The organism is Marinobacter sp. ATCH36 (genome assembly GCF_023555055.1).
Classification (GTDB): domain Bacteria; phylum Pseudomonadota; class Gammaproteobacteria; order Pseudomonadales; family Oleiphilaceae; genus Marinobacter.
In genome coordinates this window covers 797,864-822,074 of record NZ_JAMJPL010000001.1, presented here as the reverse complement: position 1 = coordinate 822,074, position 24,211 = coordinate 797,864, and the positions used below count along the sequence as shown (strand labels likewise).

The following is a 24,211-nucleotide window of genomic DNA, read 5'->3' as shown; positions in this document are numbered from 1 at the left end:
CTTGAATCCGATGAATAACGCTGACGTCAGAGAAACCTGACAACCGGGCGATCCGGCATCGCCTTCAGCCGCTTTTTTTCATCTTCTATCAGCTTTGTATGACTGTCCGAAGTCTCATCCAGCACCCGCATCAGCCACTGGGGCAGTTGGGGATGAAGGTAATAATAGACCCATTGGCCCTGACGTTCCGTCTCAAGCAGCCCTGCCGCTTTAAGGATGGCCAGATGCCGGCTGACCTTTGGTTGTGACGAGTCCAGTGCCGTCGTCAGTTCATACACGCACAGCTTTTTCTGGTCACGGATCAGCATAAGCATCGCCAGCCTAATTTCGTCTCCGAGCGCCCGGAACACGTCGACCGGGTTGTAATTCAGGGCCTTCATGCCGGTTTTTTTCTGATGCACCAGGGTGAACAGGCCGATACGCTCCTTTAGCTCCTTGAGTGTGAGCGCAAAAGTGGCATGACGGTTTGTCGGGACAGGATCGCGGAAATCCCAGGCAATCTGCTGGGCTGGCTGACAGACCGTGCCGCACTCGTTGGCCGCCTTTTCACAGAGGGTAATCACATAATCCCAGTGCTCGTTCTTGAGGTCTTCCAGCTGTTTGCTACGCAGGCCCTCAACAGGAATTCCGGCTTCAGACAGCACTTGCAGCGCCATGGGATGGGGCTCGGTTGGCTCGGTGCCGGCACTGGCGACTTCGAACCGATCGCCGGCCATGTTTCGGAGCAGGGCCTCCGCCATCTGGGAGCGGGCGCTATTAGCTGTGCAAACGAACAAAACGCGGCGTTTCATATTCGTTATTCCATATATAAGTTTATTAACATATGTCTATTTTTGGATATTAGAACACCCGTATATAATAGTAAACAGATAAAGAATGTTTCTTTGCGGATTCAACGCAGAGGTATCTTTCCCGCAAGCCATTCGTCTTCTGTGGAGCTATCCTTTTCCAACACTCTGCGGCAGTCTCTGAACAAAACAGCGGCGCCATGACTGCTTTGATCAAGGAGAAACCATGAAATTTCTGATATTCCTGGGCTCGACACGCGACAGCACGCCACCGAAGCCGGCCCGTCTGGGCCTGCGTGTGGCGAAAGCCCTTGAACAACATTTCGCAGAGACCTTCCCCGACCACGACGTGGAAATTATCGATCCACTGGACTGGACCTTTGACCCGGTGTTCAAACCGCACTTCGCCTACCCACAGAGCAAGGTCCCTGAACAGCTCAACGAACTGGCCAGGAAAATTGATGCGGCCGATGGCTACGTTATGGTCAGCCCGGAATACAACCATTCCATGAGCCCGGCTCTTGCGCACATGCTCAATCATTTCGGCAGTTCCCTGTTTGCCTACAAGCCCAGCCTGATTGTCACCTACTCGGCCGGACAATGGGGTGGAGCCCGGGCAGCGGTCACCATGCGGGGGTTTCTTTCTGAACTCGGCTGTCTGCCGGTGTCCGCCATGATCCAGATCCCGGAAGCGGCGGACGCCCTGGCCGAAAGCGGAGGCTTCCGTTCAGGGCAGGACGAGGGACGCTGGCAAAGCTATTTCCGCCGCGGCAGTGCCCAGCTGCTGTGGTGGGCCGAAGCCACCCTCCGGCATCGGGAGCAGTCGGACCCCCACGCTTTTATTGGCAATTTCAGGAAAGATCCCAAGCAGCGGAACGCGCCGGGCTGACAACAAGGCCCGGAGCTCGACAGCAACCCCTCAAACCCAGGAGACCTGAGTGACTAAAGATTCCCAGACCGAACAGACCCGAGACGAGCAATACCAGGCGCTACCCCACATAGAATCCGCGTGCTTCCGCGTGCCGACCGCTGAACAACTGTTTGCCACACCGCCCTCAGCCCACAAACCGCGGATCCTGCTGCTGTACGGATCGCTGCGGGAACGGTCGTTCAGCCGGCTGGCGGTCGAAGAGGGCGCACGGCTGCTCGAGGCAATGGGCGCCGAACCCCGTATCTTCAACCCGCGCGGCCTGCCCCTGGCGGATGCGGAGGACGCTTCGCACCCGAAGGTTCAGGAACTGCGGGAACTGGCGCAATGGAGCGAGGGTATGGTGTGGTGTTCCCCGGAGCGCCACGGCGCCATGACCGGCATCATGAAAACCCAGATCGACTGGATTCCCCTGTCCATTGGCGGCATGCGACCGACACAGGGCAAAACCCTGGCGGTGATGCAGGTGTGCGGCGGCTCCCAGTCGTTCAATGCCGTGAACCAATTGCGGGTGCTGGGCCGCTGGATGCGGATGGTGACAATTCCGAACCAGTCTTCGGTGCCCAAAGCATTCACCGAATTCGACGACAATAACCGGATGCTGCCGTCACCCTATTACAACCGCATCGTGGATGTGATGGAGGAATTGATGAAATTCACGCTGCTGATCCGGGACCGCAGCGATTACCTGACGGACCGCTATTCTGAGCGGGTGGAAAGTGCCGAGGAGGTATCAAAACGGGTCAACCAGCGGTCCATGTGACAATGGGATCGTGATTTGACCCGGGTCAATTAAAACAGAACTATGCCCCGCGACCTCTGGTCTGCAATGTGAACCTGCTCTAAATTTGATCGGAGTTCACAATGGCCAGACACTATGGGTAGCACCATCTCTACAACAACCAGCTGCCAGCCGACACGCCTGACAACCACCCAGGGCATCACCCTGTCCTGGCTGTCATCCCGTTGCCTGTTGCCCGCCCCCTGGAACATTGACTGCCACCAGTGCCGTGACGCCTGCCCCGAGCAGGCGCTGGCCGTGGTGGCCAGCGATGAGGGGCCGTGGCTGATTGTCTCGGATGCCTGCACCAATTGTCATGAATGCTTGCCCGCCTGCGACACCGAAGCCTTGATGGCGCCACCGGCAACGCTCAGCAGACGCGCCCTGTTTCGTCGCGCTGCCAGCCCGGCTCCGCTTGAAGTCGACTTTGCCGATTCCGGCCCGGCACCCCGTAGACGCTGGCGGCAGGAAGCGTTGGCGAACGATGGACAACGACTGCATCCAAGCGTGTTCGTCGACACCAGCCGTTGCGATGCCAGCGGCCTGTGCAGCCAGCTTTGTCCGTCCAGCGCATTGCAGGCCAACGCCAGCGGCGCCCTGATGTTCAATTCCCACGACTGCCTGGGTTGCGGCAAATGCGAAAGCGTTTGCCCGAATCAGGCCATCGGCCTGGAGGAGCCAAACGCGCCCTTCCAGGGAATTCTCCGCCAGGCAGAACGACGGGAATGCAGCGAATGTGGTCATGAATTCCAGCAGGTCAATGATGGCTCCGAAAGCGACGAAGACTGGAGCCAACTGCCCTTGTGCCCCGCCTGCCAGCGGGACCAGGCACTGATGAAAAACGATGTGATGCCGCTGTTCCGGTAAGGAACAGGCAGAAGTTACAAAAACAACCGGCCGCAAGTGCCGTGATGAGGTGAGAGATGAGCGAACAACCCTTTGGCCTGAACCGACGGCGGTTCCTGCAGGTCAGCGGTGCGACCGGCGTGCTGGCCGGCAGCGGACTGACCCTGACCAGCCTGAAACCCCGGGAAGCATTGGCAAAACAGAACCCGGATGCCCGGCCCTGGGGCAGCAAGGACACCAAAATTACCAAAAGCATCTGCCACCAATGCCCTGCGCGGTGTGGCATTGACGTGTACACCACCAATGGCCGGGTGCACGGCATCTACGGCACTATTGATCACCCGATTTCAAACGGTCGGCTGTGCCCGAAAGGCCATCTGGGCACGTATCTGCTCTACGATCCGGACCGGTTCAAGGGCCCCATGCGCCGCACCAACCCGGAAAAAGGCCGGGATGTCGACCCCGGCTTTGTGCCCATCAGCTGGGACGAAGCCCTCGACCTGGTCGCTGAGCGCCTGAACAATCTGCGCAAAAAGAACGAATCCCACCGTTTTGCCGTTCTTTACGGGCGCGGCTGGGGCGCTTCGGACGCTGGCCTGCAGGGCACGTTTGGTCAGCTTTACGGATCACCGAACATCGCCATCGGGCACAGCTCCATCTGCTCAGACGGGAGTATGATTGCCAAGGAACTGACCGACGGTAACCAGTCCTACAATGCCTACGACTACGACCACACCAACTACATCCTCAATTTTGGGGCCGGCTTCCTGGAAGCCTTCCGCCCCTATAACAACAACATGCAAGTGTGGGGTCGCATCCGTACCAAGAGCCCGAAAACCCGGGTAACCACGGTGGATGTGCGCATGAGCACCACCATGGCGGCATCGGACCGTGCCCTGATGATCAAACCAGGCACCGACGGTGCCTTTGCCCTGGCGATCGCCCACGTGATGCTGACCGAAGGCCTGTGGAACCGTGAATTCGCCGGTGATTTCCGTGACGGCCGCAACCAGTTCCGTGCCGGCGAGACCATCAGTCCGGACAATTTCGAGGAACGCTGGGTCAAGGATATGGCCCGCTGGTGGAACGAAGAGGTTAAGGACCGCACACCGGCCTGGGCCGCCGAAATTACCACGCTTCCCGAGCAGACCATCCTTGAAGTAGCGCGGGAGTTTGGTAGCACCCGCCCAGCCATTGCCCTGTTTGAACGCGGCCCCACGGCCCACTCCAACGGCGCCTACAACGGTATGGCCATCCACGCTCTCAACGCCCTTACCGGCGCCCTATTCGCCGAAGGCGGCCTGTTCTACCAGATGGGCCCTCCCTATGGCGACCTACCGGTGAACGCCGACGATTACATGGATGACCATGCCCGTACCATGCAGGAGCGCATCAGCACCGGCGAGGTCCCCAGGGTGGACATGAAGGGCACCGACAAGTGGCCCATGGTCAAGAACATGCAACAGGAGATCGGCCCTAACTCCCTGGCGGCCGATCCTTACAAGCTCGACACCATTATGTTCTATCTGAACAACCCGATCTGGACGTCACCCAACCCCCAGGTCTGGGAAGACGCGATGCGCGAGCTGTTCGTGATCGACACCTCGCCCTATCCGGGTGAGACCGCCATGTTCGCCGACCTGGTGCTGCCGGATCACACCTATCTGGAACGTCTACAGGATGCCCCGACCTATCCGTTCCAGGGTTTTCCGATGACCCAGATTCGCACGCCGGCCATCAAACCGCTGCACGACACCAAGGTCTATGGCGATACCCTGATCGAAATCGGCAAACGCATCGAAGGCCCCATGGGTGACTACTACAAGGCCCTCGACAACACCGAAAACGTACTGCGGCACTTGGCCAAAGGCTTCGAAAATAACCCCGGCGACAACGGTGTTAACAGTTTCGAAAGCTGGAAAGAAAAAGGCGTGTGGTACCGCAAGCCTTACCACTGGCGCCAGATTCGCGGCGAGTTCTACGAGTGGGACGGCGAGCGTTATAGCAAGCAGATGAGCGAAGCCGAAGTCGCTGAAAAGCTGATCAAAACACCCAGCGGCAAGTTCGAGCTGGTATCCACCAAACTCACCAATCATGCCGACTACATCAACCGGGAGCTGGGTATCCCCCGGCAGCGGGCCGGAATGATCCAGTGGCTGGCACCGGTCTATACCGGTGAGGGTAACCTGCACCTGGTCACCCCAAAGCTGGCGCTGCATGCCGAGGGCCGGGGCGCCAACCTGCCCCAGGCCCAGGCTTACATCCAGCCCATCGCCGGTGGCCGGGGCAATATCTATCTGGAAATCCATCCGAAAACCGCCCGGGACCACGGCATTCGCAACGGCGACAAAGTTCGGCTCAAGTCCAACATCGGTGAAATTACCGCGACAGCCCGCTATTCCCCGGGGCAGCGACCGGATGTGCTGATACTGCCCATGGAACTTGGCCATTGGGCCCAGGGCCGCTGGGCGAAAAACCAGGGCCCGGGCCATTCCGGCGAACTGACTGAAAACAAATCCGACGCCATTACCGGCCTGGCCAGTTACTACTCGGCCATGGTGAGTATTGAACGCGCCTGACCGCCAACGAACAACAAAGAGGAGACGGGACTATGCCTAAGTGGGGAATGGTCATCGATCTGGAAAAATGCACCGGCTGTCAGGCCTGCACCACCGCCTGTAGCATGGAAAACAACACCGTACCCGGGGAATCCTGGCAGGATGTCCTGTTCTACCAGGACGGCGAATACCCCAGCAGCAGTTTTAACTGGCTGCCCCGGCCCTGCATGCAATGCGAGAACCCCTCGTGTGTGCATGTATGCCCGACCAAAGCCACCTACATCACCGACGATGGCGTGGTGCTGATCGACTGGGACAAGTGCATCGGCTGCAAATACTGCATGATTGCCTGCCCCTACGGTGTGCGCTTCTACACCGACGAAAAGCCGCTGCTGGAGCCGGACGTCAAGAACGTGTTCGCCAGCGACCGCGGCGAAGCCCAGAGCTGGGCACCGCCGTTCCAGAACCCGAACGAGGACTGGTCCAAGGGCATCGGCATCCAGCCCGACGGCGTGGTGTCCAAGTGCACCTTCTGCTACCACAAGATCAGCAAGGCGCCGGAAGGGGTCTCCGATCTCGACCCGCGAGACCCGGAGCTGGTGGAATATGTGCCGGCCTGCGTGCGCACCTGCGCCCCGGAAGCCCGCTACTTCGGCGACCTCGACAACCCGGACAGCCACGTCAACAAGCTGATCGGCGACAAACGCGGCGTGCGCCTGAAGGACGAGACTGGCAACAAGCCCAAGGTCTATTACCTCACCGGCGAAGGCGGCTCGATTCCCGCGTTCACCGACCGCACCAAGTCTTCTTGAGGAGCTGAGCCATGACTTCCACCAATCAAAACACCATGGTGCAGCCGGGAAAAGGCCTGCAGATCGTGGCGATCATCCTGCTGGTGATCGGCATTATCGGCCTTTACCCGCTGATGTCGGAGGGTGGCCGCGCCTTCAACCAGGGCAGTGCACTGCCCTGGGGCTTACCTGTCGTCACCTATGCTTTCCTGGCCCTGGGCTCCTTTGCCGTAGCCATCGTCAACATGCTGGGGGTACTCACCAAACAGCCCGGGCTATGCCGGCTGGTGCGTCGTAATCTGATGCTGTCACTGGGGCTATCCATAGGCGCCGTGGTGGCTCTGGCGCTGGAGCTGGGGCACCCGTTGCGTTCAATCTGGGCCATTCCGCTGAACATGCAGATCCGCTCTCCCTTGCTGTGGATGGGCGTGTTCTGGTCCCTCTACATCATCAGTATGCTGGTGGCTCTGGTGTGGCTGCGCAACTCTGACAACCGCCTGGAAAACCGCCAGGGTCTGGCCCTGCTGATTCTGGTGACAGCCCTTGGTGGCCTGTTCACCCAGGGCCTGGTGTACGGCATGATGGCCATGCGCCCGGTCTGGTTCGGCAGTGCCACGCCACTGTACTTCCTGATCGCCGCCCTGCCCCTGGGGCTGGCTCTGATGAGCCTGTTCACCCAGATCAGCTACGGCTTCCGGCGTGATGCCATGTCACCGGACGTGCAGGCGCTGATCGGTGACCTGCTGCCCAAGTACCTGCTGGTGGCCATGGCGGTGTACACCCTGACCTGGATCGCCCGTATTACCACCGGCCTGTGGACCGTGCAGGACGGCCATCATGTGGTTTTCGAGCATATGCTGGGTAGTGGGCTGTTCTGGTTCGAAGCCATTGTCGGCATTGTCCTGCCCCTGGCGCTGCTGTTGTTCGTGCGCAAACCGTCGGTGGGTATCTCGATAGTGACCGGCGTCGCCATCATCATCGGCCTGTTCATTGCGCGCTACGAGTTCGTGATTGGCGGGCAGCTGGTACCCCTGTTCAAGGGCAGCTGGGAGTGGGGGCTGATCGAGTACGCACCGTCCATGACCGAGTGGATGGTCACGCTCACCGGCGCGGCCCTGGCCATCGTCATCTACGCGTTCGGTGAGCGGTTGCTTTATGGCAAGCCGATTCACTACCAGGCCAACCAGCAAGCGCAGAAGGAAGCCTCTTGATATGACCGCCAACGCACCACTCTGGCAGGAAGCCTGGGCCATACTGGCCCAGGCCTGGCGGCCACCGACAACCGAAGCCCAGTGCCAGGCTCTGCGGGAATGCCTGGCCGGAGATATTTTCAGCCTTGGCGAGGAACTGGGCCTGGAGCTGGACACCCGGGATCTGGCAGATAGTCTGGCGGAAGTAAGCGACCAGGCCTTGCTGGTGGGCTATTCCCGACTATTCCTGACCCCGCCCTACGCTGCTCACCTGGACCTGGGCAGTGGCGTGGATGGCGAACAGATGGGCCCCTATGCCCAGGCAATGACGCAAACCCTGACCGGCCTGGGCCTGCAACTTCCGGAAGACAGTCACGAGCACCCGGACTACCTGCCAGTGATGCTGGAAGTGGCTCTGCATCTGGAGACTGAAGACGCCCCGGATAGGTACAGGCAAGGCCATCTGGAGCAACTCGCAAAAGGCCTGGAACCACTATGCCAGTCACTGGGCGAACGCACTCCGGATTCTCTCTGGTACCAGCTCGCCAGTCTGACCGATAGCCTTGTCCGGGTTCGACTGAAAACGCTGGGTGCCAGCGAGCCATCAGAAACCCTGCCAAGCGCCGCCGATCAGCGGCGGGAGCAAAGGGACGCACTGACCACACGAGTTCAACAAGCGCACCTGGATGAGGCAGTGCCAGACCGGGCCGCCACCCGGGCGAAACAGGCCGGCATCCCGCCGGAGGCCATGCTGGAAATGATTGCCAACCTGGAAGCCCAGGGCCTGGATGCCTCCCACCTCCGGGGCCAACTACCCGGCGAAGGCTGGGCCAGCATGATCCCCCCCGAGGCCAGACACGGCCGCGCCAGCCAGCCCAAACCGCCCCATCAACAGAAGGCCGGAGCCGATACCAAGCCATGACCGGACGTCAAATCACCGCCGCCTGGGCCATTTTTGATGACGATGGTCAGTGCCTGGAACAGTCCGAGGCTCACAACCCCATGCGCTATACCGAAGGGGATAACACCCTGTTCCCGGCGCTGGCGGAAGCCCTGCAGGGAATTGAAGCGGGCGAAGAACGCACGGTGTACCTGAAGCCCGAGCAGGCACATGGCCCTTATATGCACAACCTGGTGTTCGAGGTGGTCAACGCCAACCTCCCCGAGGGAATCACGCCGTATCCCGGAATGACTTTCTCCCCCGGCGGCCAGCGGGGGCGCTTCCAACTGCGGGTTCTGGATGTTCTCGAAGATAGTGTGAAAGTCGATGGAAATCACCGTTATGCTGGCATGGCACTGGAATACCAAATCCGTGCCCTGAGCGTTGTTGAAAATAGCGCTTCTTGATATTTGGCAGTTCTAACTCCTGAGCCTATGCTTATACCAGACCTGCTTGGATAGCCAACCCAGGTAACTCAGGAGGAGAACCATGAAACTTTCCCGTAGACGCTTCCTCGCCGGCAGCGGCGCCACTGTTGCCGTAGGTAGTGCCGCGCTTGTCTGGAGCCCCGCCCAAGCTAGCGAGAGCAACCCTCAACCCGGCAAGGTCATGCTGGACTACCCGACAACCACTATCAGCAAAGCTGGCGACCTGAAAGTCGGGCAACCGGTTTCCTTCAGCTATCCGGATACCTCCTCACCCTGTGCCCTGGTGAAAACCGGTCGCAAAACCCAGGGTGGCATAGGCCCTGACGAGGATATTGTCGCCTACAGCATTCTGTGTACCCATATGGGCTGCCCGGTTTCCTACTCATCCGAAGAACGAACGTTCAAGTGCCCATGCCACTTCAGCGTATTCGACTCCGAGCTCAATGGACAGATGGTGTCTGGCCAGGCGACGGAAAACCTGCCCCGGATTCTCCTGAGTTACAAGGATTCGGATGATTCCATCGAAGCGGTTGGTGTGGAAGGTCTGATCTACGGCCGCCAGGCCAACATTCTGCCGGACGCCTGAAGGAGGGAGCCCCCATGTTTGAACACAAGAAAGACCGGATTGCGCTACCGCCGGCCAATGCCCAAAAAACCCAAACCTGCTGCCATTTCTGCATCGTCGGCTGCGGTTATCACGTTTATAAATGGCCTGCGGATCAGGAAGGCGGGCTGGCGCCGGATCAGAATGCGCTGGGGCTGGATTTCCGCCAGCAACTCGGCGCGCTTCAGCTAACCATGACCCAGACCATGACCAATATTGTCCAGGACGATGATGGCAGCTATCACCGCATCATGATTCTGCCGGACAAGGACTGTAAGGTGAACGGCGGCCTGTCCTCGACGCGCGGCGGACAGATGGCCTCCATCATGTATTCCCCCCAGACCCCCGTTGGCAATCAACGGGTGAAATACCCGCGGGTTTTTGCCGGCGATGAATGGCGGGATACCAGTTGGGAACAGGCGATCATTCTGTATAGCCACCTGACCAAGCTGATACTGGATGATGCTGGCCCAGATCAGCTGATGTTCAACCTGTTTGATCACGGCGGCGCCGGCGGTGGGTTCGAGAACACCTGGGGCACCGGCAAGCTGATCTTTACCGGCCTGGGCAGCAAGATGGTGCGGATTCACAACCGCCCCGCCTACAACTCCGAGTGCCACGCCACCCGTGACATGGGCATCGGCGAGCTGAACAACAGCTATGAAGACGCCCAGATGGCCGACTGCATATTCTCGGTTGGTGCCAACGCCTACGAGACCCAGACCAACTACTTCCTCAACCACTGGCTGCCAGGTCTTCAGGGGCAATCCACCAACAGGAAGCGTGAGGTCTACGACGACGGCGAAACCATCCAGCAGACAAAAATCATTCTGGTCGACCCACGAAGGGCACTCACTGTCGCCCTTCTGGAACAGGCGATAGATACGGATAACCTGCTGTTCCTGGACATTGAGCCGGGCACCGATACCGCCCTTTTCATTGGCCTGCTCACCTATGTGGTCGACCAGGGCTGGCAGGATGAGGAATTCATCGGGGAATACACGACTGGCTTCGAGGACGCAGTTAAAGCCAACCGCCTCAGCCTGGACGAAACCAGCGAAATTACCGGTATCAGAAAGGACAAGCTCATCAAGGCGGCGGAATGGGCCTACAAGCCGAAAGCCTCCGGCCACCTGCCCCGCACCATGCATGGCTATGAAAAAGGCATTATCTGGGGCAACGACAACTACCGCATCCAGTCCGCGCTGGTGGATCTGGTGCTGGCCACCCACAACGTGGGCCGCCGGGGTACCGGCGTGGTCCGCATGGGCGGCCACCAGGAGGGCTACTGCCGGCCTCCGTATCCGGGTGGTCGCCCGGCGCCCTACGTGGATCAGGAGATCATCCAGGGCAATGGCCAGATGCTCACCGTCTGGGCCTGCAACGCTTTCCAGACGACCCTGAACGCTGAGCAGTATCGCAACGAAGTCCTGCGCCGCAGTGATATCGTCAAACAGGCCTTGCGCAAGGTTCGCGGTGCCGGCCCGGAGGAGATGGCGAAGGTCATCCACAAGGCGGTCAAGGAAGACGGCGGCCTGTTCGTAACCGTTATCGACCTCTATGCCACCAAGTTTGCCGAGGCCGCGCACATGGTGCTGCCAGCCGCGCATACCGGCGAAATGAACCTGACTTCCATGAATGGCGAGCGTCGCCTGCGCCTGTCCGAGAAATTCATGGACCCTCCGGGAACCGCCAAACCGGACTGCCTGATTGCCGCGGATATGGGCAACGCCTTGCGCAAGCTTTATGAAGCAGAGGGCAATACCGACATGGCCAAGCGCTTTGAAGGTTTCGACTGGAAAACCGAGGAAGACGCCTACAACGACGGCTTCCGCCGTGCCGGCCAGCCTGGAGCACCGGCTATCGACAGTCAGGGCGGCCCCACCGGCCATCTGGCCACCTACGAAAGGCTGCGGGCCGCCGGTAACAACGGCGTTCAGCTGCCGATCAAGGAATACAAGGACGGCCAGCTGATCGGAACGGAAATGCTGTATACCGACGGCAAATTCGATACCGATGATGGCAAGGCACATTTCCTGCCAGCGCCCTGGAACGGCATGCCGGACGTTGTGGAAGAACAGCGCAAGAAGTATCGGTTCTGGATCAACAATGGCCGAACCAACCAGATCTGGCAGACGGCTTACCATGACCAGCATGTGGAATTCCGCCGTGGTCGTTACCCAATGGCCCCGCTGGAAATCAATCCGGACGATGCGAAGGATCTTGGCATTGAATCTGGCGACCTGGTTGAGCTGTTCAACGACTATGGCGCCACCACGGCCATGGCGTACTTGGAGCCGGATATCAAGCAGGGCCACGTGTTCATGGAGGCCATGTACTTCAATTCCGTAATGGGCGACCTGGTGACGCCCTGGACCGATAGGAACATCATCCCCTACTACAAGGGAACCTGGGCGGACGTTCGCCGGATCGGGCGGATTGATGACTATGCTGACAAGGTAAGCTTCAAGCGCCGACGGTACGTTTAAATTCGTTAGCGGCGCGCTCCTGATACACTGGTATTTTTAGTGGGGACACTGGATTGTTCGGAGCGCGCGCATGCTTAGGTTTTTCAGGATTGCAGATGGTCTTATCAAGGAAATGGGCAATTCCGGGGAGGCTCCAGCAACCCGATTGAAGCAGGCGGACTGGATTGACGCCTGCGAGCCCGATGAATCCGAGCGCCAGATCCTACAGGGATTGCTGAAAACCGACATCCCGGAATTCGAGGACGTGGAGGAAATCGAGGCGTCAGCGCGCTGTTTTGTGGATCAGGCCGGCATACACGTCCATTCCCTTTTCCTGAATCTTGCCGAAGCACGTCATAACACCGTATCTGTCGCCTTCATATTGCAAAAAAACCGTCTGATTACCATTCGCGAGAGTGAACTGGCGGATTTCCGCTTGCTTCGAATGCGCGCGCGCCGTGGGCACGTAGAGGCCCGAAGCGTGGCCGAGATGTTAGTCACATTGCTCGAGCAGAAAGTGGAAAATCATGCCGATGGACTTGAGGACCTCCACCGTCAATTGGAGGAGGTCAGCCACCTGGTGCTGGAAGATGAGGAGGCCGAACTGGACGAGGCCATCAATCGTCTGGCCAGGCTGGAGGACAGTAACGGCAAGACGCGGCTGTGCCTGATGGACACCCAGCGCAATATTTCGTTCTTGCTTCGGCATCTCAGCAAGGAAAACGAGCTCCGGGAGACCCTTCGGGAGATCAACCGGGACATCGAAACCCTGATGTCCCACACCACTTTTCTGTTCGACAAGATCAACTTCCTAATGGATTCTACCCAGGGTTTCATCAACATCGAGCAGAACCAGATCATCAAGACCTTTTCGATCGCCGCCGTGGTTTTTCTGCCACCAACGCTGATTGCCAGCATTTACGGTATGAACTTCGAGCACATGCCGGAACTGGAATGGCTATTGGGTTATCCGGGAGCCATTGCCTTGATGGTATCAGCGGGGTTTGCGCCTTACTGGTACTTCAAGCGAAAAGGCTGGCTTTGAGTTTCGGGGCTTGGTGGAAGCGGGTATAGGGTATATATCTCCAAAACACGCTCCTTCGGCACATCCATGTGACGCTTGGGCTCCGCCATCCATGGCTCCGCACAGTTTTGGAGATATATACCCTATACCCGCCCGAGCCTCAGAGTAGGCCTCCACAAATCTCACGACCTATCTCTCACCGGCCGCACCGATGTTTGGGCGCAGGTTGGAGAGTGCTGTTCAAAACTGTGCGGAGCCATGGATGGCGGAGCCCAAGCCGAACAGGACGTCTCGAGGCGTGTTTTGAACAGCACTCTCCAACCTGCGCTTCCTCCGAAACCAAAAAATCAGCAGGCCTCCAAAGGCGCATAGGCAAGAACCAGCCACTTGGCACCCTCGTCAAAGTTCACCTGCACCCGGGTGTGATGGCCAGATCCCTCGGAGTTCATCACGATGCCCTCGCCGAACTTCGGATGACGAACCCGCTGGCCCAGGCTGAAGCCTGTGCCGGCATCAGGCTCCTGGCTGAACAGGCTCTCGTTCGGGCGCGCCATCATAGCCGGGCGGCTGACGGTGTTGCGCAGCCGCACTTCCTGGATGCAGTCGCCGGGAATTTCACGAACGAACCGGGACAGGGCGTGGAATTTCTCCTGCCCGTACAGGCGCCGTGATTCCGCGTAAGTAAGCACCAGCTTTTTCATAGCCCGGGTGATGCCCACGTAGGCCAGCCGGCGCTCCTCCTCCATCCGCCCCGGCTCTTCCAGGGACATGCTGTGGGGGAACAGGCCTTCCTCGACCCCGGCCAGGAACACCAGCGGAAACTCCAGGCCCTTGGCAGAGTGGAGCGTCATCAGCTGTACGCAGTCTTCATTGGCTTCTGCCTGGGCTTCACCGGCATCCAGGGCTGCCTGGGCGATAAATTCCGACAATGGATCAACGCCTTCCTCTACCTCATAATCCGACAGCGCATTGACCAGTTCCTCCAGGTTCTCGACCCGGGCCTGGCCCTTTTCACCTTTCTCGTTGGCGTGGTAATCCTTGAGGCCACTGAATTCCAGCGTCTGTTTCATCAGCCCCTGCAGGGAAGCATCCTCGGCCATGTCCGTCAGGCGCTCGATAATGCCCATGAAGGATTGCAGGCCGGTCTTGGCGCGGCCCTTGACCTGCCCGGCTTCCAGTAAACGCTCGGCGGATTCCCACAGGGATATGCTGCGTTCGGTCGCAAATGCCCGTAAATCGGCCAGACTCTTGGCACCAATACCCCGGGCGGGAATGTTTACCACCCGCTCGAAAGCGGCGTCATCCCGGCGATAGTGCACCAGGCGCAGGTAAGCAATGGCGTTGCGGATTTCCAAGCGGTCATAGAATCGCAGGCCGCCGTAGACGCGGTAGGGTATGCCCTGGCGGATCAGCGATTCCTCCAGCACCCGGGACTGGGCGTTGGAGCGGTACAGGATGGCGGACTCACTGCGCAGGTTGCCTTCGCTGACCCAACTGCTGATGGTGTCGGCGATGTAGTTGGCCTCGTCCTGCTCGTTAAATGCGGCATACAGGCTGATGGGCTCGCCGTCTTTACCGTCCGTCCACAACTCTTTGCCAAGCCGCCCCTGGTTATTGGCGATCACCGCGTTGGCGGCCTTCAGAATCATCTGGGTGGAGCGGTAATTCTGCTCCAGCCGCACCATCCGGGCATTGGGAAAGTCCCGCTGGTATTGCTGGATGTTCTCGATTTTCGCGCCCCGCCAGCCATAAATGGACTGATCGTCGTCGCCAACCACCGTCAGCGGAACGCGGTTGCCCGCCAAGATCTGCAGCCAGGCGTATTGAATGGTGTTGGTGTCCTGGAACTCGTCCACCAGAATCTGCTGAAAACGGCTCTGGTAATGGCTCAGCAGCTCCGGGCGATACAGCCACAGCTCATGGGAGCGCAGCAGCAGTTCACCGAAATCCACCAGGCCGCTGAGGTTGCAGAGCTTCTCGTACTGGCGGTACACCGTCAGCATGGTGCTGGTGAAATGGTCACCGGGGTTTTCCTGGATATGTTCCGCCCGCAAACCCTCGTCTTTCTGGCCGTTGATAAACCACTGGGCCTGTTTGGGAGGCCAGCGGCTCTCGTCGATCTGTAGCTCCCGCATCACCCGCTTGATCAGGCGCAGCTGATCGTCACTGTCCAGCACCTGGAAATTCTCCGGCAGGCCGGCATCCTGATAGTGGGCCCGCAACAGTCGGTGGGCGATGCCATGAAACGTCCCGAACCAAAGGCCGCGGGCCGGAATATTCATCATCTGCTCTATGCGGTAACGCATCTCCTTCGCCGCTTTGTTGGTGAAGGTTACCGCCAGGATGCCCGTGGGCGGCACCTTGTCCACCTGCATCAGCCAGGCAATCCGATGAACCAGCACCCGGGTCTTGCCACTGCCCGCTCCCGCCAGCACCAGCAAATGGTCGTTCTGGGCGGTGACTGCCTCGCGCTGGGCGTCGTTGAGGGCGTCGATAATGTGGGAGACATCCATAGAGATCCGGTCGCTACTGGTTAAATGAACAGGTGTTGGATTATAACAGGAGACAACGGAGATTTCTGTCGGGCCTGGGTGAGCCCTGTGCTTGAGGGGGAGGCGCACGAGGTCAGACCCCTGTTCAGGACACGCTGCAAGCACCCGCAGGCGGGTCCTGCCAGCAATCATAGATTGCTGTCGCTCAGCGGCACATGAAGCCACGCTTCATAACCGTTTGCTTCGCCCATGTGCGCTTGATTGTGGCCGTCCGTGGCCACACACAGTCCTGAACAGGGGCCCGCCCTCGCGCTTGGCGCGCCTTTGAGAAAGCTTTCCTCAGAAACCTCTCGGCACTGTTTGCGCTTCTACAAACTCGAACAGGCCTTCCAGGCCGCCTTCGCGGCCGATGCCTGAGGCCTTCATCCCGCCGAAAGGCGCTTCTGGTGTAGGGCCTGTGCCTGTATTCCATCCGCAATGGCCAAAACGCAGCCCGGCGGCCACTCGCTGGGCGCGTTCCGCGTCTGCAGTAAAGACATAGGACGCCAGGCCGAATTCGGTATCGTTACCGGCGTCTATGACTTCCTCTTCGGTACGGAACAGGGCCATGGGCACCAGTGGGCCAAAGGTCTCTTCACGATAACACTCCATATCCCGGTTAACACCTGTAATCACGGTTGGCGGAAAGAACAGGTCATCGCCAAGTTCTTTCGGTTGTTTACCGGCAACGAGACCAGCGCCCTTCTCGAGTGCATCTTCAAGGTGGCGTTTGACTTTATCGAAACCGGCCTTGTTAATCAGCGGCCCAAGATCCACATCGCCGTTGATGCCATCACCAACCGTCATTTTGTTTACTCGTTCGGCCAGTTTCTCACCAAAGGCATCGGCCACCTTCTCGTGAACGAATATCCGGTTGGCGCACACACAGGTCTGTCCGCCGCCACGGAATTTGTTGCCAATCAGGTTATCGGCAGCCGCATCCAGGTCGGCGTCGTCGAAGACAATAAACGGTGCGTTACCACCCAGCTCCAGCGCCAGCTTCTTGATCTGGTCTGCCGTGTCCAGGATCAGCTTGCGGCCCACTTCCGTAGAGCCGGTAAAGCTGAGCATGGGAACATCGGGGCTTTCGCACAGCACTTTGCCGATCACGCTGGCCTTGCCCATCACCAGGTTGACCATGCCATCGGGAATATCTGTGTGCTTGTCCATAAGGGTGAACAGGGCAATCATCGTCAGCGGTGTTTCGCTGGCCGGTTTGATCACCGACGGGCACCCCGCCGCCAGGGCTGCGGACAGCTTCTTGGCAATCATTCCGATGGGGAAGTTCCAGGGCGTAATCAGACCGGTAACGCCAATGGGGCGATAATGCACGGTCCAGGTACAGTCCTTGGGCTTCTCTGTAAGAGTATGAGCGTCCAGTGCCTGGATATGTTTGGAGCAGTAGTCGAAAAAGCCGGCGGCATAATCCACCTCGCCCTGCGCTTCCTTAAGGGGTTTGCCGTGTTCCATGCACAGGATACGGCCCACCTCTTCCTTATTGGCCTTGAGCGCATCGCGGATATCTTCCAGCCACTTGCGACGGGTTTCGATGGTGTACGGGTTAGTCAGACGCAGAGCCGATTTGCCGGCATCTACGGCATCTTTCACCTCACTTTCAGACATCGATGCCACGCTTGCAATCACCTTCCCCGTCGCCGGGTTATAGACATCAAAGGTATTGCCATCCGGCGACTCCGTCCAGCGACCGCCGATATAGCCAGTCAGCTTGGGAAGCAATGGTGACTCGATCATTTCGGCTCCTTTCAATTTTGTATAAATTCGGGTTTGCGTCAGTGTGATATGTCTCTCATAGTGGCTGCAGAAACCGCTACTGTAAAGTCAGACAAAGGTGTTTTGACCAGCACCCGCGAACGCCTATACTCGAACAATGTCATTATCAGGAGGCCGGAACATGAAGGCGTTTTTTCATCCCTCACAAGATCAGCACCTACCCAAGACTTACTTTACCCGGGGCCAGATGCGCCAGCCCCAGGAAATCCCGGATCGCACCGGACAAATGCTGGAGGGGCTGAAGGCCATGGATATTCCGGTGCTGCAGCCGGCAGACCAGGGCGCAGGGGCAATTTCGAAAGTCCACGACCTGGGCTATTTGCGGTTCCTGGAGTCAGCCCACCGGCGTTGGTCACAAATGGGAGACTGGGGCGACGAAGTTATTTCCAATATTTTTGTACGCTCACCAAACGCCATGAAAGGCATCCTTGCTGAAGCTGCCCGCTACCAGGCCGACGGCAGCTGCCCTATTGGAGCAAATACCTGGGATGCGGCCTACTGGTCGGCCCAGACAGCCCTGGGTGCCGCCGACGCACTGATTGCCGGCGAACGCACCGCGTATGCGGTCTGTCGGCCACCGGGACATCACGCCAGGAAAGATGCAGCCGGCGGCTTCTGCTATCTCAACAACGCAGCAATCGCGGCAGAACACATGAAAACCCGCTTCCACCGGATCGCCATACTCGATACCGACATGCACCACGGCCAGGGCATCCAGGAAATCTTTTACGACCGCAGCGATGTGCTCTACGTATCTATCCACGGCGACCCTACTAACTTCTACCCGGTGGTCAGCGGCTATGAAGATGAACGCGGCGAAGGCGAAGGCTTCGGTTACAACATCAACCTGCCTATGCCCCACGGTTCATCAGAGGAAGACTTCTTCGCCAAACTTGAAGAGGCACTGGCCGCCATCCGGCTGTTCCAGCCAGATGCGCTGATACTTCCGCTCGGGTTCGATATCTACCACAACGACCCTCAGGCCAAGGTATCAGTATCGTCGGAAGGGTTCTGCCGCCTGGCCACCCATATTCGCCATACCGGCCTGCCTACACTGGTTGTGCAGGAAGGCGGTTACGACCTGGAAACCCTGAGTGAAAACGTGCAGCAGTTCTTCAAGGGGCTGGAGGGGTAAGAAATCAGTACGCGGGGGCGTACACCTTGATATTGGTGTGGCCCTCGGCTTTCAGGTTAAAGGCGTGCATCCGGCTCATGGTGCCGCGGTCGCAGTACAACAGATACTGCCTGTCGGCCGGAAGCGACCGAATGCGCTCGCTCAGCTCGTAGAACGGAATCTCCACCACCCGGTTGCTGGTGAGGTGCAGCGGTGACTGCTCGCCTTCAGAAGGATGGCGTACATCAATAATGACATCGCTCACCTCCGGCGTGTGCACCATCTCCACCTCTTCCGGAGTCTGCGTGGTTTCCAGCAGGCGGTTGACGGGAGTGTCCTGACGGCTTGCAATGGCCTGCTCCAGCACCTGATCATCCATATTGGCCTCATCTTCTTCGACACGATGAAGCTTCGCCCTGGTTGCAGGCTTACGGGAGATGACACCGCAGTATTCCGGCATGTTGCGGGCAAACGGCTCAGTGCCGATCTCCCGCGCAATATTGATGATGGCTTCCTTGTCCATGGAAATCAGCGGGCGTAACACCACCTCATCGCTGGCCCGGTCCACCACATTGAGGTTCGACAGGGTCTGGCTGGAAACCTGCGCTACCGCATCGCCGGTCACCAGGCCCGAAGCGTTGTTGATGGCAGCAATCTCCGACGCGGCTTTCAGCATCTGCCGCTTGAGCACCACACCCCAATGACGCTGGTTGACCGAGCGCATAATCTCAGCAACGACGCCTTCAAAAGGCACGGAAATAAACTTTGCACTGTGAGAAGCACCGTAGCGGTCCCAGATGTAATGGACCACCTGGCGCACACCGATCTCATGCGCAGGGCCACCAAGACTGAAAAAAAGAAAATGGGAACGGAGACCGCGACGCATCATCAGATAGGCAGCGACGGACGAATCATAGCCTCCCGAGACCAGTGTCATAACGGTTTCCACCGCGCCCAGGGGATAGCCACCGGCGCCGCGATGTTTGCGGTGAGCGATGTGATAGTCGTGATCCTGGACTTCAATCCGTACCTCGACTTCCGGCTCGCCCAGATCAACACCTTTGGGCGCAGAGGCTTCAAGAAGTGCTATGCCAACCAGTCGTTCCAGATCGATGGACCGGAACGAATGGTTTCCATGGCGTCGAACCCGAACTGCAAAAGTTCTGCCACGGATGCGTTGGGAAAACGCCGCCACCGCCTTTTCCGCCACGTCCTCAACGCTCACCCAGGGAAAAACACCGATTTCCTGGATTGTGGAAATGCCAGGAATGCGCTGTAGCTCCTCTATAACCAGGCCTGCCAGTCCGCGACCGTCGGGAACATCTACATCCACCCTGTCCCAGGAGCCCTCCACATGCATGTCACTATCAAGGCGCGTCAGCAATTTGCGGATATTCTGGCGCAGGTGCCGCATCTGTTGTCTGCGGACGGGCTTGCTCTTGATGGCCACTTCGGGGGCAGGGCGGATAAGAAGTTTCATAAATCGGACGTCTGTCGGGTAGCGTATTCGCGAGAAAGTGCTTAGTGTAACGGTTTCGATGCATGCCTCAAAATCAGGCATTCCCGAAGCCGGTTTAATCAGAAAATAGGGCGCCACCAGATGTCAGGGTGCCAGCGAGAAACATTCAGGAGTTTCACCGTTCATGACTGAATCCACCATCAATGCCCTCGTGTCCCCGGAGGGCAGCCTGGAAATCCTGTCCACATTTGAAGTCAATCGCCTCAAGGACAAGAGCGAAGGCGGCCTCTACCGCCTGTTCCGGCAATGTGCTCTGGCGGTGCTCAACACCGGTATCGAAACCGACGACTGTAAAGCTCTGATGGAAGCCCATGCGGATTTCGACGTTCGCCTGGTGCCCCAGCCAAGGGGCCTCAAACTGGAACTGGTCAATGCGCCCGCCCACGCATTTGTGGACGGGCAGATGCTGCGCGCTATCCGCGAACATCTTTTCTCGGTATTGCGGGATATCATTTATTCCTACTCCATTCCCCAGTCCGCATCAGGGCTGCGCCGGGACGACCCGGAAGGTATTACCAACCTGATTTTCCACATACTGCGCAATGCGCGGGTATTGCAGGCCGGCCGACACCCGGACCTGGTGGTGTGCTGGGGCGGGCACTCGATCAACGAACGTGAATACCAGTACAGTAAAGAAGTGGGTCATCAGCTGGGCCTGCGAGCTCTCAGCATCTGCACCGGTTGTGGCCCGGGCGCCATGAAGGGCCCGATGAAAGGCGCCACCATTGGCCATGCCAAACAGCGGGTCAAAAACGGGCGTTATATCGGCCTGACGGAGCCCGGCATCATCGGCGCTGAGGCACCGAACCCCATCGTTAACGAACTGGTGATCATGCCAGATATCGAAAAGCGACTTGAAGCATTTGTGCGCACCGGCCATGGCGTGATTGTGTTCCCGGGCGGCGTTGGCACCGCCGAGGAAATCCTCTACCTGCTGGGCATTCTGCTGCATCCGGACAACGCTGACCTACCCTTCCCGGTGGTGTTCACTGGCCAGAAGGAAAATGCTGAATACTTTGAAATGATTGACCAGTTCATCCGTAACTCACTGGGCGACGAAGCCGCCAGCAAATACGAGATCATTATTGACGATGCTGACAGGGTGGCCCGCACCATGAAGCAGGGTATGAAGGATGTGGAAACCTTCCGCCGTGCCATGCAGGACGCCTACTACTTCAACTGGATGCTGAAAATCGACCCGGTGTTCCAGATGCCGTTCGAACCGACGCACGAGAGTATGCGGGCCCTGGAGTTACACCGTGACCAACCCGCGCACCTGATTGCGGCCAACCTGCGTAAGGCGTTCAGCGGCATTGTCGCCGGTAACGTCAAGGAGAGTGGTATACGCCAGGTCCAGAAGCACGGCCCCTTCGAAATTGCCGGAGACCCGGCACTACTGACGCCTCTGGAAGCCATGCTGAAGGAATTTGTCACACAGAATCGTATGAAGCTGCCGGGCTCAAGTGCCTACGAACCCAGCTACCGGATTGTCAGCGGAGCAGCACAAGCCACTCCCTGAGATTGATTGGGCTGATGATGGCGGGTTTTACTTCCCGCCATCTGCCGGCAGGCTCGCGTAATAGGCTGCCAGATTGGCAATATCCTCATCACTCAGGCCCATGGCCTGGCCCTGCATTACTGCAGACTGCCCGCCGCTACGCTGTTTGTTCTTGTAGGCCTTGAGCGAGGACACCAGGTACTGTTCGTTCTGCCCCGCCAGGTTGGGGTAACCTGGGATGGCAGCGATGCCGTTCTTGCCATGACAGGCGGCGCAGACAGCGGCCTTGGCTTTGCCTGCCTCGGCATCGGCGGCAGTCGCAACCGCTGGAATAGTTGTACCCAGTGTGAACAGAACGGCAATGGTGTGGTATTTCAGATTCATTGGTTTTACCCTCTCATCGTTTTTGGTACCCGACAGTAAACCTGAAGGGTGAAATCTGGACAAACTTATAGCACAGACGAAACAAAGCTCAAATGCGATAAATCAATGCGTCAAACGTATCAGTACGCTGTATCGCGCCATTCAAGTCAATGTAATTTCAGCGGAGAAGCGAACATGCCCATCCAGGTTCAGGAACTCGAATGCCGGGAAGGCACCATTGGCCAGATCACTCTGGATTCTCCCGGCAGCCTGAATGCACTCTCGGGTTCAATGATTAATGACATTCAGACTACGCTGGACCAGTGGGCCGAAGCTGAACATATCTGTATGGTAATCTTCCGGGGGGCCGGCGAACGCGCATTCTGTGCGGGTGGCGATATCCGTGAACTCTATGGCGCCTTGTCCGGTGCTGAAGACAGCGCTATTCCAGCAGGCTTTTTCGCTAACGAATACCGTATGGATTACACCATCCATCGCTTTCCCAAACCGGTCATCACCATTGCTCACGGTGCCGTTATGGGCGGTGGCATGGGCATTCTCTCCGCCTCCCGCTACCGGGTGGTTACCCCGGATATAAAAATGGCCATGCCCGAAATTTCCATTGGCCTGTTTCCCGATGTCGCCGCCAGCTGGTTCCTCAACCGCTTACCCGGCCGACTTGGACTGTTTATGGGCCTGACCGGCGCCCGGCTCAACGCCACGGACGCTCTGCGTGTGGGGCTGGCCGATATGGCCATTCTCCCCGAGCAGATCGATTCGCTGATTGCCCGCTTTCAGGATGAACGCTGGACCGACGAGTCCGCCGCTAATGACAACCGCCTGTTCCGCCTGATCAAACAGCTGGAGCACCCGGACTACCGGGCGCTGCCGGCCAGCGAGCTGGCTCGCCATGAACAAAGTATTGCCAGGCTCAGTGCCGGCGATGAGTTACCAGATATCGTTGAGAACCTGCTGGCCGCAGACATCGACAGTGACTGGTGGAAGGCCTGCATGGACAATCTCCGTGATGGCTGCCCGGTTACAGCCTGGCTGGTGTGGACCCAGTTGAAAAAGGCACAACAGATGTCCCTGAAGGATATTTTCAGAATGGAACTGGCCATGGCAACCCGGTGCACCCGGCGGCCGGATCTAAGAGAAGGTATCAGGGCCCTGCTGATCGAAAAGGACAACACGCCTCAATGGTCGTTCAAAACCGTGGCCGAAGTGCCCGGGAGTGTTGTCGAGGAACACTTCGTGCCAGAGCTGGATGACAGCAACGACCCCATGAAACTGGACTGAGAAACGCGGCCATCAAATATCGGCGCCGGCCTGGATAAGCAGCATTTCCAGGTCGCGGTTGTTGCTGGCCCGCACCAGATCGAGAGCCGTACTTCCGTTCGTGCCCCTGTAATTCACATCAGCTCCCGCGGCGAGCAGAATTTCTGCAGTCAGCAGATCTCCGCCTTCCACGATATGCATCAGCAGTGACCGCCCGCCCTGGCTGACGTTCACATTTGCCCCTGCGGCCAGCAATACTTTAACGACTGACAAATGGCCGTCACGCGCAGCCAGGATGACCGGCATTGTGCCTTTACTGTCTTTCGCATTCACTCTGGCACCGGCAGATAACAGCAGCTGAACCAACCGACGATGCCCACCGTCCGCCGCAACCATCAGCGGTGTAACGCCATCGGGTGCTGCACGGTCCGGTTCCGCGCCCTCGCTGAGCAAAAACCAGGCAATGCGGTCCTCGCCTGCCCTCACTGCAGCCGCCAGCGGCGTGCCTTCTTCCGTCAGGGTGTTCAGTGACGCACCCGAAGCAGCCAGGGATTCCACCCGTTCCAGATCACCGCTGCTGACAGCGGCCATCAGCGGCGTATCGGCCACCGATGACTGGCGCTGTTCGAGGTTGGAGGGGTTGCCACTCGAGGCGCAAGCCGTAACGAGCAGACTGGTCAACAGAAAAAGCAGGAGTTTCGGAAAGATGAAGCCGGATCCCTGGGCCATGATGGTTCAGTCTCTATTGATTCATTTTTGCGGGTATTCTGG

General features: G+C 58.5%; 20 protein-coding genes. 14 read left to right on the top strand and 6 right to left on the bottom strand.

Going from position 1 to position 24,211, the window contains the following annotated elements:
• Positions 1 to 26: 26 nt before the first annotated feature.
• Complete coding sequence (locus tag M8010_RS03610; RefSeq protein WP_250088768.1) at positions 27 to 791, bottom strand: metalloregulator ArsR/SmtB family transcription factor; 765 nt, start codon at positions 789 to 791, stop codon at positions 27 to 29.
• Between the two features lie 223 nt (positions 792 to 1,014).
• Here M8010_RS03610 and M8010_RS03605 point away from each other — a divergent pair, with 223 nt between their 5' ends.
• From M8010_RS03605 to corA, 11 genes are all read left to right on the top strand, one after another.
• Positions 1,015 to 1,677 carry an NADPH-dependent FMN reductase gene (locus M8010_RS03605; RefSeq protein WP_250088766.1) on the top strand — a complete coding sequence of 221 codons (663 nt, stop codon included), beginning with the start codon at positions 1,015 to 1,017 and terminating at the stop codon, positions 1,675 to 1,677.
• 109 nt (positions 1,678 to 1,786) lie between these two features.
• Complete coding sequence (gene arsH / locus M8010_RS03600) at positions 1,787 to 2,479, top strand: arsenical resistance protein ArsH (protein WP_502846202.1); 693 nt, start codon at positions 1,787 to 1,789, stop codon at positions 2,477 to 2,479.
• Between the two features lie 114 nt (positions 2,480 to 2,593).
• Entirely contained in the window at positions 2,594 to 3,364 is a 771-nt protein-coding gene (locus M8010_RS03595; protein WP_250088764.1) for a 4Fe-4S binding protein, read from the top strand.
• Positions 3,365 to 3,420: 56 nt separating this feature from the next.
• Positions 3,421 to 5,922, top strand: a complete 2,502-nt coding sequence (locus M8010_RS03590; RefSeq protein WP_250088763.1) for a molybdopterin-dependent oxidoreductase — start codon at positions 3,421 to 3,423, stop codon at positions 5,920 to 5,922.
• Positions 5,923 to 5,954: 32 nt separating this feature from the next.
• Complete coding sequence (locus M8010_RS03585) at positions 5,955 to 6,713, top strand: 4Fe-4S dicluster domain-containing protein (protein WP_250088757.1); 759 nt, start codon at positions 5,955 to 5,957, stop codon at positions 6,711 to 6,713.
• Positions 6,714 to 6,724: 11 nt separating this feature from the next.
• Positions 6,725 to 7,903 carry an NrfD/PsrC family molybdoenzyme membrane anchor subunit gene (nrfD, locus tag M8010_RS03580; protein WP_250088748.1) on the top strand — a complete coding sequence of 393 codons (1,179 nt, stop codon included), beginning with the start codon at positions 6,725 to 6,727 and terminating at the stop codon, positions 7,901 to 7,903.
• Position 7,904: 1 nt separating this feature from the next.
• Positions 7,905 to 8,804 carry a molecular chaperone TorD family protein gene (locus M8010_RS03575; RefSeq protein WP_250088747.1) on the top strand — a complete coding sequence of 300 codons (900 nt, stop codon included), beginning with the start codon at positions 7,905 to 7,907 and terminating at the stop codon, positions 8,802 to 8,804.
• The gene (locus M8010_RS03570; RefSeq protein ID WP_250088745.1) at positions 8,801 to 9,229 is read left to right on the top strand and encodes an FKBP-type peptidyl-prolyl cis-trans isomerase; all 429 of its coding nucleotides are present in this window, start codon (positions 8,801 to 8,803) and stop codon (positions 9,227 to 9,229) included. The genes M8010_RS03575 and M8010_RS03570 overlap by 4 nt, the downstream gene beginning before the upstream one ends.
• An 82-nt stretch (positions 9,230 to 9,311) precedes the next feature.
• Positions 9,312 to 9,836 (top strand): arsenate reductase (azurin) small subunit, encoded by a 525-nt coding sequence (locus M8010_RS03565; protein WP_250088743.1) that lies wholly within the window; start codon positions 9,312 to 9,314, stop codon positions 9,834 to 9,836.
• Between the two features lie 14 nt (positions 9,837 to 9,850).
• Positions 9,851 to 12,343, top strand: coding sequence for an arsenate reductase (azurin) large subunit (locus M8010_RS03560; RefSeq protein ID WP_250088732.1), 2,493 nt, complete (start codon positions 9,851 to 9,853; stop codon positions 12,341 to 12,343).
• Positions 12,344 to 12,413: 70 nt separating this feature from the next.
• Positions 12,414 to 13,367, top strand: coding sequence for a magnesium/cobalt transporter CorA (gene corA / locus M8010_RS03555; RefSeq protein WP_250088723.1), 954 nt, complete (start codon positions 12,414 to 12,416; stop codon positions 13,365 to 13,367).
• Between the two features lie 326 nt (positions 13,368 to 13,693).
• Here corA and uvrD read toward each other — a convergent pair whose 3' ends face one another.
• Both uvrD and M8010_RS03545 read right to left on the bottom strand, forming a co-directional pair.
• A complete protein-coding gene (gene uvrD / locus M8010_RS03550) occupies positions 13,694 to 15,859 on the bottom strand; it encodes a DNA helicase II (protein WP_250088714.1) in 2,166 nt (721 codons plus the stop codon).
• 318 nt (positions 15,860 to 16,177) lie between these two features.
• Positions 16,178 to 17,629 (bottom strand): NAD-dependent succinate-semialdehyde dehydrogenase, encoded by a 1,452-nt coding sequence (locus M8010_RS03545; RefSeq protein ID WP_250088712.1) that lies wholly within the window; start codon positions 17,627 to 17,629, stop codon positions 16,178 to 16,180.
• A gap of 160 nt (positions 17,630 to 17,789) precedes the next feature.
• Between M8010_RS03545 and M8010_RS03540 the strand changes: the two genes are divergently transcribed.
• The gene (locus tag M8010_RS03540; RefSeq protein WP_250088704.1) at positions 17,790 to 18,803 is read left to right on the top strand and encodes a histone deacetylase family protein; all 1,014 of its coding nucleotides are present in this window, start codon (positions 17,790 to 17,792) and stop codon (positions 18,801 to 18,803) included.
• 4 nt (positions 18,804 to 18,807) lie between these two features.
• Here the strand turns inward: M8010_RS03540 and thiI are convergent, their stop codons facing one another.
• Positions 18,808 to 20,262 carry a tRNA uracil 4-sulfurtransferase ThiI gene (thiI, locus tag M8010_RS03535; protein WP_250088697.1) on the bottom strand — a complete coding sequence of 485 codons (1,455 nt, stop codon included), beginning with the start codon at positions 20,260 to 20,262 and terminating at the stop codon, positions 18,808 to 18,810.
• Between the two features lie 163 nt (positions 20,263 to 20,425).
• On the opposite strand from thiI, the gene ppnN reads away from it, so the two are divergent.
• Complete coding sequence (gene ppnN / locus M8010_RS03530; protein WP_250088695.1) at positions 20,426 to 21,820, top strand: nucleotide 5'-monophosphate nucleosidase PpnN; 1,395 nt, start codon at positions 20,426 to 20,428, stop codon at positions 21,818 to 21,820.
• A gap of 27 nt (positions 21,821 to 21,847) precedes the next feature.
• On the opposite strand, the gene M8010_RS03525 is transcribed toward ppnN, so the two are convergent.
• The gene (locus tag M8010_RS03525) at positions 21,848 to 22,183 is read right to left on the bottom strand and encodes a c-type cytochrome (RefSeq protein WP_250088681.1); all 336 of its coding nucleotides are present in this window, start codon (positions 22,181 to 22,183) and stop codon (positions 21,848 to 21,850) included.
• Positions 22,184 to 22,357: 174 nt separating this feature from the next.
• Here M8010_RS03525 and M8010_RS03520 point away from each other — a divergent pair, with 174 nt between their 5' ends.
• Positions 22,358 to 23,461, top strand: a complete 1,104-nt coding sequence (locus M8010_RS03520; protein ID WP_250088677.1) for an enoyl-CoA hydratase/isomerase family protein — start codon at positions 22,358 to 22,360, stop codon at positions 23,459 to 23,461.
• 12 nt (positions 23,462 to 23,473) lie between these two features.
• Here the strand turns inward: M8010_RS03520 and M8010_RS03515 are convergent, their stop codons facing one another.
• Positions 23,474 to 24,169 (bottom strand): ankyrin repeat domain-containing protein, encoded by a 696-nt coding sequence (locus M8010_RS03515; RefSeq protein ID WP_250088675.1) that lies wholly within the window; start codon positions 24,167 to 24,169, stop codon positions 23,474 to 23,476.
• Positions 24,170 to 24,211: the final 42 nt, after the last annotated feature.

Excerpts from the sequence above, each read along its gene's own strand:
- nrfD (WP_250088748.1), top strand. The coding sequence starts at position 6,725 with ATGACTTCCACCAATCAAAACACCATGGTGCAGCCGGGAAAAGGCCTG.
- M8010_RS03545 (WP_250088712.1), bottom strand. The coding sequence starts at position 17,629 with ATGATCGAGTCACCATTGCTTCCCAAGCTGACTGGCTATATCGGCGGT.
- ppnN (WP_250088695.1), top strand. The coding sequence starts at position 20,426 with ATGACTGAATCCACCATCAATGCCCTCGTGTCCCCGGAGGGCAGCCTG.
- M8010_RS03595 (WP_250088764.1), top strand. The coding sequence starts at position 2,594 with ATGGGTAGCACCATCTCTACAACAACCAGCTGCCAGCCGACACGCCTG.
- M8010_RS03565 (WP_250088743.1), top strand. The coding sequence starts at position 9,312 with ATGAAACTTTCCCGTAGACGCTTCCTCGCCGGCAGCGGCGCCACTGTT.
- M8010_RS03570 (WP_250088745.1), top strand. The coding sequence starts at position 8,801 with ATGACCGGACGTCAAATCACCGCCGCCTGGGCCATTTTTGATGACGAT.
- M8010_RS03515 (WP_250088675.1), bottom strand. The coding sequence starts at position 24,169 with ATGGCCCAGGGATCCGGCTTCATCTTTCCGAAACTCCTGCTTTTTCTG.
- thiI (WP_250088697.1), bottom strand. The coding sequence starts at position 20,262 with ATGAAACTTCTTATCCGCCCTGCCCCCGAAGTGGCCATCAAGAGCAAG.
- M8010_RS03575 (WP_250088747.1), top strand. The coding sequence starts at position 7,905 with ATGACCGCCAACGCACCACTCTGGCAGGAAGCCTGGGCCATACTGGCC.
- M8010_RS03525 (WP_250088681.1), bottom strand. The coding sequence starts at position 22,183 with ATGAATCTGAAATACCACACCATTGCCGTTCTGTTCACACTGGGTACA.
- M8010_RS03585 (WP_250088757.1), top strand. The coding sequence starts at position 5,955 with ATGCCTAAGTGGGGAATGGTCATCGATCTGGAAAAATGCACCGGCTGT.
- M8010_RS03610 (WP_250088768.1), bottom strand. The coding sequence starts at position 791 with ATGAAACGCCGCGTTTTGTTCGTTTGCACAGCTAATAGCGCCCGCTCC.
- M8010_RS03605 (WP_250088766.1), top strand. The coding sequence starts at position 1,015 with ATGAAATTTCTGATATTCCTGGGCTCGACACGCGACAGCACGCCACCG.
- M8010_RS03560 (WP_250088732.1), top strand. The coding sequence starts at position 9,851 with ATGTTTGAACACAAGAAAGACCGGATTGCGCTACCGCCGGCCAATGCC.
- corA (WP_250088723.1), top strand. The coding sequence starts at position 12,414 with ATGCTTAGGTTTTTCAGGATTGCAGATGGTCTTATCAAGGAAATGGGC.
- M8010_RS03590 (WP_250088763.1), top strand. The coding sequence starts at position 3,421 with ATGAGCGAACAACCCTTTGGCCTGAACCGACGGCGGTTCCTGCAGGTC.
- uvrD (WP_250088714.1), bottom strand. The coding sequence starts at position 15,859 with ATGGATGTCTCCCACATTATCGACGCCCTCAACGACGCCCAGCGCGAG.
- M8010_RS03540 (WP_250088704.1), top strand. The coding sequence starts at position 17,790 with ATGAAGGCGTTTTTTCATCCCTCACAAGATCAGCACCTACCCAAGACT.
- M8010_RS03520 (WP_250088677.1), top strand. The coding sequence starts at position 22,358 with ATGCCCATCCAGGTTCAGGAACTCGAATGCCGGGAAGGCACCATTGGC.